Here is an 11030-nt window from a genome sequence, read left to right as displayed (position 1 = left end):
TTGCCGGTGCGCACCCACGCGGTCTGCATCCCGGCGACCAGGATGGACAGTCCGATGGTGAGCGGCACCATCAGGAAGTGGTAGACGGTGGTGATACCGAACTGCCACCGCGCCAGGTCGAGAACGTTCACCCGCGCACCCCCCGCGCCCACAGGTCCATGGGGACGACGAGGCCGAAGCCGTCGATGTCGCGCACGTACAGCAGGCGGGCGCGGCGGTCGGTGTGCTCGACGTAGAACAGGAACAGCTCGCCGGAGAGGTCCAGCCGGGCGGTGGCCTGCGCGGTCGTGAGCCAGGGTGCGCGGTCGTCGCGGACCAGCAGCGCCGGGTCTCCCGCGCGCCACGGCGGCCTGCCGTGGGCGCCGCTGAGGATGTGGCCGCCCTCGACGTGCTGGAGCAGGCAGTCCTCACCGTTGGCGTCGGTGTAGAGGTGCACCTCGTAGCCGAGGTCGGCCATGTCGGCGATGGCGTCCTCGACGGTGCAGCCCGGGTTGCTGTAGCTCGGGTGGGCGACGATCGCGCGGCCGGGGGCCGGGCCCGCGGCGACGGTCCGGCTCGGGTGGTGCGCCCTGCCGTGCCGCTGTCCCGCGGCGAGGCGGCGGCGCAGCCGGTCGGCGAGCCGGTCGACGGCGGTGCGCGCGGTGGCCGCGGTCGCCGACGCCTCGATGTCGTCGTGGCCGAGGTGGACGTGCGCGCTGGCCTCCATCGGCTCGGCGGGGTCCGCGGTGCGGGCCACGGTGATCCGGATGCGGTCGACGGGCTTGTCCGCGCGGCGCAGGACCGTGGAGATCTCCGCGGTCGCGTACTCGGCGATGCCGATGCCGCGCACGCCGGTCACCCGCACGATGGGCGCGGGCAGGTCGTTGAGGGGAGCCAGGCTCATGGTGTCTCCTGTGCCGATCCGGGATGTCCACACGCGCCGAGGCGCGAAGGAAAGGCTTCTCCGCGGAGGGCGGTCGAGCGAGGGACTTCGGTCGCGTTCCGCCGGGCCCGAGGACCGCGTCGGTCCCACCGGAGCGCGGCGGAAGTCCCGTGCGAGAGGGGGCTTCGGGACGATGTCCGCTCCGGGCGCGTGTGCTGGGCTGGTTGGGGCCAACGGCGAGCACGTCCGATGTGGAGGCAGCGATGCGGGTGCGGGACATCATGAGCAGGCCGGTCGTCTCCGTGCGGGCCGACACCCCTGTGCGGGAGGCGACCGCGGCCCTGGCCGACGGCGGCTTCGCCGCCCTGCCCGTCCTCGACGACGCCGAACGGGTCATCGGGGTGTTCGGGCAGGCGGACGCGCTGCGGCGCGGCGTGCAGGTGCCCGGGCGCGCGGTCGCCGAGGTGATGACGACGCCGGTCGAGGTGGTCGGCCCCGCCGACGACACCGCCACCGCCGCGGACCGGATGCTGCGCCACCACCTGCGGAGCCTGCCGGTGGTCGAGGAGGGGGTCCTGGTGGGGATCGTCTCGCGGCAGGACCTGCTGCGCGTCCTCGTCCGCGACGACGACGTGGTCGCGGGCCGGGTCCGGGCGCTGCTGGACGACTACGCGGGCAGCACCCGCCGTTGGTCGATCACCGTGGCCGAGGGGGTCGTCCGGGTGCGGGGCTCCTTCGCCGACGAGGCCGAGCGGCGGGTGATCACCGCTCTGGTGCGCACGCTCGACGGTGTCCTCGCCGTCGAGGCGGCCGGTGGCGAGCGGACGGATCTGGCCTGGCGGGACTGAGGTCAGCGGGCCCCGGGGACGTTCCCCGAGGCCCGCTGAACCGGTCAGGGCTCGACACCGCTCAGGGCTCGGCGTGGCGCCAGGCCTGGTGGCGGGGGTCGTCGTCGTACTGGAAGCCGATGCGGTTGTGCAGTCCGTGCAGGACGGGCACACGGCGCAGGTGGCGGCCGACGGCGGCGGCTTCGCTGCTCCACTGGACCCGGCCGACGAGCAGGACGTGGCCGTCCTGCACGGCCGCGCGGATCGAGCTGGTGTCGACGCCGGGCACGGTGCGCAGCGCCGCGCGCGCGGCGGAGAGGGGGTCCGGGGGCTGTTCGGCGGTCCTCGGGGTGGGGATGAGCGTGCTGGTCATGGTGATCACCTGCGGGTCCGGGTGGCGCGGTGGAGCCGGTCGGCGCGGGCGCGGGCGGAGTCGTCGCGGGCCCGTATCTCGTCGGGGGTCAGGACGTGCGCGTCGGACCCGGGGTAGACCAGGGCGCGGCGGTCGGTGTCGGTCCAGTGGACGAGGAAAGGCGGGCCGCCGTCGGCGCCGGTGACCTCGTCGACGCGGCCTCGACGGGCTTCGCGGTGGTCGTCCTGGCGTTCGACGATCAGCCAGTCACCTGGTCGTGCGTGCACGGGGATCTCCCTCGGGTCGGGCTCACAGCAGCGGGCCGGGCGTGAGCGCGGAGTCGGGGCGTCGGGCGCCGGTGGGGGCCGCGAGCGCGGGCGGGATGAGGACGACGGGCCCGCGCGCGTGCCGGACGCAGTAGGCGGCGACCGAGCCGAGCAGTGCCGACAGGACGCCGTTCGCGCCGTGGCTGCCGATGACCAGCATCGCCGCCCCGTCGGCCGCGGACAGCAGGGTGTCGGCGATGAGGCCGGTGCGCCGCTCGTGGGTGATGGTGACCCCGGGGTGCGCGTGGACGGCGCGCCGCACGTGTTCGGCGGCGGCGTCGAGGTCGGCCGAGCCGGGGTCGACGGTGACGGCGACGACGCGGGCGCCGCGGCGAGCGGCTTCGGCGGCCGCCCAGTCCAGCGCGGCGGCACCGAGTTCGGAGCCGTCCAGGCCCACGACGAGGGGTGCGGGGTCGGTCTTCACTGTGCGCTCCTTCCGTTCGGTCACACCACGATCGTGCTCCCGCCGATGTCGCCGCGACACGCTCGACAGTCACCCGGCGGACGGGACCTTCGACCCCGACCCGCTGGGCCTGCGCGCGAAGGCGCCGACGCCGAAGCACACGGCCACCGCGAGCAGCCCCACGACCGGGGCCTTGACCTCGGCGGGTGTCGGGAGCGGGCGCAGGGCGCTCGCCAGCAGCATGAGGACGGGGCCCTGGATGACGAACGCGGCGAAGGCCGCGTCGGAGACCCGGTGCCGGAACTCCGAGTTCCCGGTGATCCGCCGCTGCGCGGCGCCGAGCAGGACGATCGCGCCCGCGACGACGAGGACCGCTTCGGCGACGGCGAGGGCCGCGGCGGGCACCGACCAGCCGCCGAGGTAGGGCCGCGACGCCGAGTCCAGCTCGCCCAGGCCAGCGAGCAGGCCGGCGGCCGGGACCACGACCAGCGCGGTGCAGGCGAACAGGCCGCAGACCCGGTGCACCGGGTCGGGTATCGCGCTCGCCCACCCGTGGCGGGCCGCGATCGTCCCGAACGCGAACATGGCGGCGCACTGGGGCCACTGCCACAGGTGCAGGTCGCCGGGCTGACCGCTGCGCGCGGGGAAGGCCAAACGCACGAGGAACGTGGTGGCGGCGATGGCCGCGGCGAGCGCGACCAGGTGCCGTGCGCCGAGCGGGCGGGCAGCACGGGTGGCGCGGGTGGCGTGGGTTCGGTGCGGCAGCAGCGCGTACACCGCTGAGAAGAGCAGGAGCACGGCGGCGAACCACAGCGAGCCGGAGTCCAACGGCGGGTCGCGGTGGGCGAACACCCACCACGGGGACACCTCCCACCCGGCGGCGCGGTAGGCCACCCACACCGACAGCGGCCACACCAGCAGGGCCGACACCGCGAACGGCACGCCGAGCCGGACGAGCCGCCCACGCAGGTAGGCGGCTCTGCCCGCGCGGGCGAGCGCGGCGGGGGTGAAGAGCCCGGCGAGGAAGAACAGCACGCCGATGACGAACAGGCCGCTGGGACCGATCAGCGCGGCGAGCACCGCCTCCACGGCGGGCTGGAAGGTGACCTCGTTGACCTCGTCGTAGGGCCACCCGCCGACGGCGGAGTAGCCGAGCAGGGCATGTCCGCCGATGATCCAGGCGACCAGCCCCGCCTTGAGCCCGTCGACGTGGGCCAGGCGCGCGGTCACGGTTCAGCTCGCGTTCGGGCCGATGACGGCCACCGGGCACGGGGCGTGGTGCAGGACGGCCTGGCTGGTGGAGCCCAGGCCCATGCCCGCGAACTCGCCGGTGCCGCGAGTGCCGACCACGACGAGCGCCGCTCCCCCGGCCAGCCGGAGCAGGGCTCGGACCGGGCGGTCCTCGCAGACGACGCGCTCGACGTCCGCGGCGTCCCCGACGCGTTCGGCCAGAACCCGATCTGCGCGGGCCGCGCGGTCCTCACGGGAGGGGTCCCGGTGCCAGGTGTCCGCGCATTCGAGGGCGGACCAGGCGTGCAGGGCCACCAGCCGGGTGCGGCGAGACCTCGCCGCGGCGAGGGCGTAGGCGAGCGCCGCGTCGCCCGCGGGGGTGCCGTCCACCCCGACGACGACCGGGCCGGTGGTGGTTGTCGCGCCGCGCACGACAACCACCGCGGATGCCGCGTGCGCGGCCAAGGCCAGCGCGACCGAGCCGACGAGGGCGCGGTGGAAGCTCCCGAGGCCGCGGTAGCCGAGCACGACTTCGCGCGCGTGCGCGGATTCCTCGACCAGGACGGCGACGGTGGAGCCCATGAGCAGATCGGTGCTCGCCTCAGCGCCCGCCGCGCATCGGGCCGTGTCCAGGGCGGTGTGGCCGTAGTCGAGCAGCTCGGCCACCCACGCCGGTCGGTCCGCGCGGTCGGCGACGGGCGGCAGCGCGCACACGTGCACCAAGCGCAGCGGCACGCCAAGCCGCCGGGCCTCCTCCCCGGCCCAGACGGCGGCGTCGACGGCGGACTCGGAGCCGTCGACGCCGACGACCACCGGGGCCAAGCCGGTCATGGCCGGGGCTCGTGCCGGATGTCGACCGCCATGGCCTCCGGAATCGTCACCCCGGTGTCGTCCCAGGACCAGCTGAGCCGGTTCATGACCGAGACGACCCCGTCGACCCGTTCGGCGAGTTCGGCGGCGACCCGGACCCAGCTGCGCCGCTCGACCTCGCCGTCGAGCACGACGTGCCCGTCGGCGACGGCGACGCGGACCCGCTCGGCCGGGGTGTCCAGGGAGCGCTCGAAGACGTCGCGGCGGATCTCGGCGGCGATCTCGTCGTCGCCGCGCAGGAAGACGCCCAGCAGGTCGGCGCGGCTGACCACGCCGACCAGCACACCCCCCTCGACCACCGGCAGCCGCTTGACCCGGTGTTCGGCCATCGTCCTGGCCGCCTCGTTCACCCGCGTCCGGGGCGTGGTGGTGACCGCCGGGGTGCTCATCAGCCCGGCAGCGACGGCGGCGGCGGCGCGGTCCCGGTCGTGGTGCCTGCGCAGCAGGGCCACCAGGGAGTGCGGCCGTCCGTCGGCGCGGGCGCTCTCCTTGGCGAGCAGGTCGGCCTCGGACACGACGCCGACGACGGTGCCGTCCACACCGGTCACCGGCAGGGCGCTGACGGAGTTGTCGGCCATCAGCCGCACCAGGTCGGCGTAGCCGGTGTCGGGGCGGGCGGTGACCACCTCGCGGGTCATGACGTCGGCGACGGTGCGCTTGCTCATCTCGGACCTCCCTGGGATCTCGTGCACCCCAGTGAAATCCCGCCGCGCGCTGGGCGCAGGGAGCCAAGGTCCCGGGCCGATGCCCACCTTGGACCCTCCTGCCCAGCGGGGCCGGGGGGTGTGCTGGTGGCGAGCGGACAGAGGAGGCCCGGATGAGCCCAGGAAGACCGGACGACGGCACGATCCGCACCGCCCTCGCCTTGGCCGGGCGCGCACCGTCGGTGCACAACACCCAACCGTGGCTCTGGCGCCTCGGCCCCGGGTCCGTGCACCTCGTCGCCGACGAGGGCCGCAGGCTCCCCGCCACCGACCCGGACGGCCGGGACCTGCTGGTCAGCTGCGGTGCGGCGCTGCACCACCTGCGCGCCGCCTTCGCCGGGCTCGGCTGGGCGACCCGGGTGCACCGGCTGCCCAACCCCGCCGACCCGACCCACCTCGCCGCGGTGGAGCCGCATCCGGCCGCGGCCACCGACGAGCAGATCGGGTTGATCTCGGCCATCGGCAGGCGGCGCACCGACCGGCGCGGCTACTCCTCGTGGCCGGTGCCCGTCCAGTACCTCGACCTGTTCGCCGAGCGGGCCGCGGAAGAGGGTGTGCTCGCGATCCCGGTCACCGACGGCGGGCACCGCCAGGCCCTGACCGCGGCGATCGACCTCGCTGCCGTGGAACAGGACCGCGCAGACGGGTACGGCTCGGAACTGCGGCTGTGGACCGGGCGCGGGCGGGGTGCGGCCGACGGTGTGCCGATGTCGGCCGCACCCGCCGCCGCGGTCGCGCACGGCGGGGTGCGCATGCGCGACTTCAGCGCGGGCACCCTGACCCCTTCCCCCGCCGACGCCTACGAGGACGACGCCGGGGCGTTGCTGGTGCTGGCCACCTCGGGCGACGACGCGCTCTCGCGCCTGCGAGCAGGCGAGGCCGCCAGCGCCGTGCTGCTCGCCGCGACCGCCGCGGGCATGGCCACCTGCCCGCTCTCGCAGCCGCTGGAGGTGCCCGCCACCCGGGCGGCCGTCCGCGACCGCGTGCTCGACGGGTCGGCGGTCCCGCAGTTGGTGCTGCGCGTCGGCTGGCCGCACGCCTCGGCCGCGCCGCTGCCGGCCTCCCCGCGGCGGCCGGTCGCGGAGCTGCTCACGGCTTCACCCGGCGCCGCGCCCTGACCACAAGCGTCCTGACCACCCGACACCCCTGGAGGACACCATGTCCGTGCACCACACCGAACGCCCCGCCGCCAGCGCCGCGCGGGCGACAGCGGCCGACCGGGGTCCGACGGCCCTCGCCCGGCTCCTCGCCGCGCTGCGCATCGTCATGGGCCTGGTCTTCACCTGGGCGTTCCTCGACAAGTTGTTCGGCCTGGGCTACGCCACCGGCTCAGCCAACGCCTGGATCGGCGGCGGCTCGCCGACCAAGGGCTTCCTCGGCGGCTTGGAGCACGGCCCCTTCGCCGGGATGTTCCGCTCCTGGGCCGGGCAGGCGTGGGCGGACTGGCTGTTCATGGCCGGTCTGCTCGGCATCGGCGGCGCGCTGCTGCTCGGCGTCGGCCTGCGGGTCGCCGCCGTCGCGGGCTCGCTGCAGATGCTGCTCATGTGGGTCGCGGAATGGCCGCTCGCGCGCCACACCGACGCCGGGGAGCTGACCCGCTCCACCAACCCGCTGCTGGACTACCACGTCGTCTACGCGCTCGTGCTCATCGTCATCGCCGCGGCCGCGGCCGGCGAGGTGTGGGGGCTGGGCGCGCGCTGGGCGCGACTCGACGTGGTGGACCGCAACCGCTGGCTGCGGTGAACCCGAAGCGCGAGGTCCCGGCACCGCGGTGCCGGGACCTCGCGCCGTCATCGGCGGGCGAGAGCGTCGGCGAGGCTATCGGCGGACGTCACCGTCACCCGGCGGGCGAGGCCGGTCGGGGCGCTCGGCGGCACGAGCGGATGGGCCCCGACGACGAACACGGCCTTGCCCGCGCGCAGCCCGCACACCACGCCGTACTCGCGCACGGTGAGTTCCTCATCGGCGTCGCGCACGTCGACCACGAGGTCGACGGGGTCGCCGCGCACGTCGAGCGGGCACCGCTGTCCCGGGGCGAGCGCCCGACAGGTGCCGCTGCTGCTGTGGCAGGTGCTGACCCGCGCGCCCGCGGCGCGAAGTCGATCGGCGACGGGGTCGGCGTCGCCGAAGCGGGCTTCGGTGACCAGCACGTGCTGCGCGCGATCCCGGGTCTGTGAGGCGGTGGACATGCGCGTTCCTCCTCGGCGGTGGGACATCCCGCCAGGATCGCCGCGGCGCTGGGCGCCGCGAAGTGGCGAAGGTCCCCGGCCGATCGGGCTGTCCGGCGCGCGAGGCGGGACCTGGCGCACTGCGTTCGCGCCACGGGGCGGCGCAGGCTCAGGGGGTCCGCGCGCCGGGAAGAGGAGAACCATGACCAGATGGGTGATCGATCTGTCCGATGTGGGCGCCGCCGACGTCGGTGCCGCAGGCGGCAAGGGAGCCAACCTCGGCGAGCTGGTGTCCGCCGGGTTCGCCGTCCCGGACGGCTTCGTCGTCACCGCCGACGCCTTCGCCGCGTCGATGGCCGCGAGCGGGGTGCGGGTCGAGGACCCGGAGCTGGACCCGGAACGGCTCAGCAAGTCCGTGAGCGCCGCGGGAGCCACCGCCGAGGTCCGTGAGGCCGTCGCGGCGGCCTACCGCGGGCTGGGCGATGACACGCTGGTCGCGGTGCGGTCCTCGGCGACCGGTGAGGACTCCGCGGCGGCGTCGTTCGCGGGGATGAACCGGACGCTGACCAACGTGCGCGGCGGGGACGCGGTCGTGGAGGCCGTGGTGGAGTGCTGGGCGTCGCTGTTCGCGCCGAGGTCGGTCGCCTACCGCGCCGAGCGCGGGGTCGGCGGCCCGCCCGCCATCGCGGTGGTGGTGCAGCGGATGGTGCAGTCCCAGCGCTCCGGGGTGATGTTCACCGCCGACCCGGTGACCGGCGACGCCGGGCGCGTCGTCATCGAGGCCGCGCTCGGGCTGGGCGAGGTCGTGGTCAGCGGAGCCGTCGAGCCCGACACCTACGTGCTGGCCAAGTCCGGGCCGAGCGTGGAGAGGGTCAGGATCGGCAGGCAGTCGCACGCCATCGCCTTGGGCTCCGACGGCGAGCGGCGCATCGAGCTGCCCGACGCCGAGGCGGGGCACCGGGTGCTGACCGCGGCGGAAGCGGTGGAACTGGCCGGGCTCGGCATCGCCGTCGAGCGGCACTTCGGCGCACCGCAGGACATCGAGTGGGCCATGGCCGACGGCGCGACCTGGATCGTCCAGACCCGGCCGATCACGACCCTGGCCTCCGGGCGCGTCGCCGTGAGCGGCCTGCCCGCGGCGCCCGGGGTCGCCACCGGTCGGGTCCGGGTGCTCGACGACCCGGCCGAGGCGGGCCGCTTCGCCGACGGCGAGGTGCTGGTGGCGCGCATGACCGACCCGGACTGGGTGCCGGTGATGCGGCAGGCGTCGGCCGTGGTCACCGACGAGGGCGGCACGACCTGCCACGCCGCGATCGTGGCCCGCGAACTCGGTGTCCCGTGCGTCGTCGGCACGCGGGTCGCGACGTCGGTGCTGCGGGAGGGCTCGACGGTCACCGTCGACGGGGCGGCGGGCACCGTCACGTCCGGCGCTCCGACGGTGCACGCCGAAGCACGGCCCGCACCGCCTGCCGGGCAGACCGCTCCGCTGGGCACGCGGCTCTATGTCACCCTCGCCCTGCCCGAGCGCGCCGAGGCCGCCGCGGCGCTCGCCGTCGACGGTGTCGGGCTGCTGCGGGCCGAGCTGCTGATCACGCAGGCCCTGCGGGGCACCCACCCCCGGCGCTTCCTCGCCCAGCACGGACCCGCCCGGTTCATCGACGCGCTGGCCGCACCGCTGACCCGCATCGCCGCGGCGTTCGGCGACCGGCCGGTCGTCTACCGGTCGATGGACTTCCGCACCAACGAGTTCCGGGGTCTGGCGGGCGGCGACGAGTTCGAGCCGGTCGAGCGCAACCCGATGATCGGGTTCCGCGGCTGCCACCGCTACGTGCGCGACCCGCAGCTGTTCTCCCTGGAACTGGCGGCGCTGGCCCGGGTGCGGGAGCGCTCGCCCAACCTGCACCTGATGATCCCGTTCGTGCGGACCCGCTGGGAGTTGGCCGCCTGCCTCGACCTGGTCGACGCGAGCCCCCTCGGCGCCCACCGCGGACTGCTGCGGTGGATCATGGCCGAGGTGCCGTCGGCGGCGTACTGGATCGAGGAGTACGCCGGGATGGGCGTGGACGGGGTGTCCATCGGCAGCAACGACCTCACCCAGCTCGTCCTCGGCGTCGACCGCGACTCCACCACCTGCGCCGAGCTGTTCGACGAGGCCGACCCCGCGGTGCTCGACACCATCGCGCGCATCGTGTCCGCCTGCCGCCGCGCCGGGATCACCTCCTCGCTGTGCGGTCAGGCCCCGACCACCCACCCCGGCTTCGCCGAGCACCTCGTGCGGTTCGGGATCACGTCGGTGTCGGTCGACCCGGCCGCCGCCGAGCAGACCAGGGCGGTCATCGCCGCCGCCGAACGCCGCCTGCTGCTGGAGGCGGCCCGAGGGGACACGCGGTGACCGCGGCGCTGCGGCAGCGCACCCGCGGCCGCTGGCGGGACCTCGGCGCGGGCCTGGCCGCGTTGATGGCGCTGTGGGCGTGGGCGGGCGCGGTGGGGATCGCCGGTGGCGGCATCGACTTCGGGCCGGTGATCACCTCACGGCTGCCTTGGCAGAGCACCTGGCTGGCCGCCTGCGCCCTGGCTGCCGGGGTCGCGGTGCCGATGAGCGCCGCCGCGCTGCTCGGCGTGCGCCGCTCCCCCGCCGCTCCGCCTGCCTTGATGACGGCGGGGCTGCTGCTGGTGGGGTGGATCGCGGCGCAGCTGGTGTTCATCCGGACTTTCTCGTGGCTGCAACCCGTCTGCGCCGGTTACGGCCTGGTCCTCACCTTGATCGCGGCGCGCACGCGCCGTCACGACTCGACCGACAGGGAGCGAACATGAGCACCGACAAGCACATCGTCGTCGGATTCGACGGATCACCGGCCAGCGTGGCGGCCCTGCGCTGGGCCTTGGCCGAGGGGCGGACCCGCTCGGCCGCGGTCACCGCGATCGAGGTCCGCCCACCCGACACCGAGTTCCTGCCCGCCACCTCCATGGCCCTGCACCCGCACGGCACCCTGCCACCCCGCAGGCCCGCCCCTCTCACCCGCCTGGCCGCCCAGATCGCCGACGAACACACACCCCATCCGCCACTGACCGTCCGCCAGCTCTCCGGCCGCACCGGCCGCGCCTTGGCCGACAACGCCCACGACGCCACCCTCATCGTCATCGGCGCACACCACCGCACGGCGACACTCGTCACCGGAATGGGCGCTTTCGCCATGGACTGCGTCCGCCACGCGACGTGCCCGGTGGCGGTGATCCCGGAAAGCACGTGACGCCAGGTACTCGCGGAAGAACCGCCGGAGCGCCGAT

The 11030-nt window shown here is 75.3% G+C and carries 15 protein-coding genes; 6 read left to right on the top strand and 9 right to left on the bottom strand.

Translation table 11 applies throughout. From position 1 onward, the window contains the following. Both ACFPM7_RS06845 and ACFPM7_RS06840 read right to left on the bottom strand, forming a co-directional pair. A partial coding sequence (locus ACFPM7_RS06845; RefSeq protein WP_378245041.1) for a cytochrome ubiquinol oxidase subunit I occupies positions 1-131 on the bottom strand: 131 nt, incomplete at its 3' end. Beyond that, entirely contained in the window at positions 128-883 is a 756-nt protein-coding gene (locus ACFPM7_RS06840) for a hypothetical protein (RefSeq protein WP_378244993.1), read from the bottom strand. The genes ACFPM7_RS06840 and ACFPM7_RS06845, both read right to left, overlap by 4 nt. 242 nt (positions 884-1125) lie before the next feature. Here ACFPM7_RS06840 and ACFPM7_RS06835 point away from each other — a divergent pair, with 242 nt between their 5' ends. After that, on the top strand, positions 1126-1710 hold the full coding sequence (locus ACFPM7_RS06835) for a CBS domain-containing protein (RefSeq protein WP_378244991.1): 585 nt from the start codon (positions 1126-1128) through the stop codon (positions 1708-1710). A 61-nt stretch (positions 1711-1771) separates the two neighbouring features. On the opposite strand, the gene ACFPM7_RS06830 is transcribed toward ACFPM7_RS06835, so the two are convergent. Genes ACFPM7_RS06830 through ACFPM7_RS06805 form a run of 6 tightly spaced genes read right to left on the bottom strand, consistent with a single transcriptional unit; the run spans position 1772 to position 5535 of the window. Then, positions 1772-2062 (bottom strand): BON domain-containing protein, encoded by a 291-nt coding sequence (locus ACFPM7_RS06830; protein ID WP_378244989.1) that lies wholly within the window; start codon positions 2060-2062, stop codon positions 1772-1774. A gap of 5 nt (positions 2063-2067) precedes the next feature. Then, entirely contained in the window at positions 2068-2328 is a 261-nt protein-coding gene (locus ACFPM7_RS06825) for a DUF1918 domain-containing protein (protein ID WP_378244987.1), read from the bottom strand. A 22-nt stretch (positions 2329-2350) separates the two neighbouring features. After that, entirely contained in the window at positions 2351-2815 is a 465-nt protein-coding gene (locus ACFPM7_RS06820) for a universal stress protein (RefSeq protein ID WP_378244985.1), read from the bottom strand. 45 nt (positions 2816-2860) lie between these two features. Further along, complete coding sequence (locus ACFPM7_RS06815; RefSeq protein ID WP_378244983.1) at positions 2861-4000, bottom strand: acyltransferase family protein; 1140 nt, start codon at positions 3998-4000, stop codon at positions 2861-2863. A 3-nt stretch (positions 4001-4003) separates the two neighbouring features. After that, a complete protein-coding gene (locus tag ACFPM7_RS06810) occupies positions 4004-4831 on the bottom strand; it encodes a universal stress protein (RefSeq protein ID WP_378244981.1) in 828 nt (275 codons plus the stop codon). Beyond that, positions 4828-5535, bottom strand: coding sequence for a CBS domain-containing protein (locus ACFPM7_RS06805; RefSeq protein WP_378244979.1), 708 nt, complete (start codon positions 5533-5535; stop codon positions 4828-4830). The genes ACFPM7_RS06810 and ACFPM7_RS06805 overlap by 4 nt, the downstream gene beginning before the upstream one ends. A 152-nt stretch (positions 5536-5687) precedes the next feature. On the opposite strand from ACFPM7_RS06805, the gene ACFPM7_RS06800 reads away from it, so the two are divergent. Beyond that, positions 5688-6692, top strand: coding sequence for an Acg family FMN-binding oxidoreductase (locus ACFPM7_RS06800; protein ID WP_378244977.1), 1005 nt, complete (start codon positions 5688-5690; stop codon positions 6690-6692). Positions 6693-6732: 40 nt separating this feature from the next. After that, complete coding sequence (locus tag ACFPM7_RS06795; RefSeq protein WP_378244975.1) at positions 6733-7317, top strand: hypothetical protein; 585 nt, start codon at positions 6733-6735, stop codon at positions 7315-7317. 47 nt (positions 7318-7364) lie between these two features. Here ACFPM7_RS06795 and ACFPM7_RS06790 read toward each other — a convergent pair whose 3' ends face one another. After that, on the bottom strand, positions 7365-7763 hold the full coding sequence (locus tag ACFPM7_RS06790) for a hypothetical protein (RefSeq protein ID WP_378244973.1): 399 nt from the start codon (positions 7761-7763) through the stop codon (positions 7365-7367). A gap of 181 nt (positions 7764-7944) precedes the next feature. On the opposite strand from ACFPM7_RS06790, the gene ppsA reads away from it, so the two are divergent. Genes ppsA through ACFPM7_RS06775 form a run of 3 tightly spaced genes read left to right on the top strand, consistent with a single transcriptional unit; the run spans position 7945 to position 10993 of the window. Then, complete coding sequence (gene ppsA, locus ACFPM7_RS06785; RefSeq protein WP_378244971.1) at positions 7945-10134, top strand: phosphoenolpyruvate synthase; 2190 nt, start codon at positions 7945-7947, stop codon at positions 10132-10134. Further along, complete coding sequence (locus tag ACFPM7_RS06780) at positions 10131-10556, top strand: hypothetical protein (protein ID WP_378244969.1); 426 nt, start codon at positions 10131-10133, stop codon at positions 10554-10556. Before ppsA ends, ACFPM7_RS06780 begins: the two co-directional genes overlap by 4 nt. After that, the gene (locus ACFPM7_RS06775; protein ID WP_378244967.1) at positions 10553-10993 is read left to right on the top strand and encodes a universal stress protein; all 441 of its coding nucleotides are present in this window, start codon (positions 10553-10555) and stop codon (positions 10991-10993) included. The genes ACFPM7_RS06780 and ACFPM7_RS06775 overlap by 4 nt, the downstream gene beginning before the upstream one ends. Positions 10994-11030: the final 37 nt, after the last annotated feature.

It is taken from the genome of Actinokineospora guangxiensis, assembly GCF_042657845.1.
GTDB lineage: Bacteria > Actinomycetota > Actinomycetes > Mycobacteriales > Pseudonocardiaceae > Actinokineospora > Actinokineospora guangxiensis.
This window is presented reverse-complemented; position numbering and strand designations above follow the sequence as displayed.

What these genes read in the sequence shown, in the direction of transcription:
- ACFPM7_RS06790 (WP_378244973.1), bottom strand. Translation starts at nt 7,763, where the DNA reads ATGTCCACCGCCTCACAGACCCGGGATCGCGCGCAGCACGTGCTGGTC.
- ACFPM7_RS06805 (WP_378244979.1), bottom strand. Translation starts at nt 5,535, where the DNA reads ATGAGCAAGCGCACCGTCGCCGACGTCATGACCCGCGAGGTGGTCACC.
- ppsA (WP_378244971.1), top strand. Translation starts at nt 7,945, where the DNA reads ATGACCAGATGGGTGATCGATCTGTCCGATGTGGGCGCCGCCGACGTC.
- ACFPM7_RS06835 (WP_378244991.1), top strand. Translation starts at nt 1,126, where the DNA reads ATGCGGGTGCGGGACATCATGAGCAGGCCGGTCGTCTCCGTGCGGGCC.
- ACFPM7_RS06800 (WP_378244977.1), top strand. Translation starts at nt 5,688, where the DNA reads ATGAGCCCAGGAAGACCGGACGACGGCACGATCCGCACCGCCCTCGCC.
- ACFPM7_RS06840 (WP_378244993.1), bottom strand. Translation starts at nt 883, where the DNA reads ATGAGCCTGGCTCCCCTCAACGACCTGCCCGCGCCCATCGTGCGGGTG.
- ACFPM7_RS06830 (WP_378244989.1), bottom strand. Translation starts at nt 2,062, where the DNA reads ATGACCAGCACGCTCATCCCCACCCCGAGGACCGCCGAACAGCCCCCG.
- ACFPM7_RS06810 (WP_378244981.1), bottom strand. Translation starts at nt 4,831, where the DNA reads ATGACCGGCTTGGCCCCGGTGGTCGTCGGCGTCGACGGCTCCGAGTCC.
- ACFPM7_RS06775 (WP_378244967.1), top strand. Translation starts at nt 10,553, where the DNA reads ATGAGCACCGACAAGCACATCGTCGTCGGATTCGACGGATCACCGGCC.
- ACFPM7_RS06795 (WP_378244975.1), top strand. Translation starts at nt 6,733, where the DNA reads ATGTCCGTGCACCACACCGAACGCCCCGCCGCCAGCGCCGCGCGGGCG.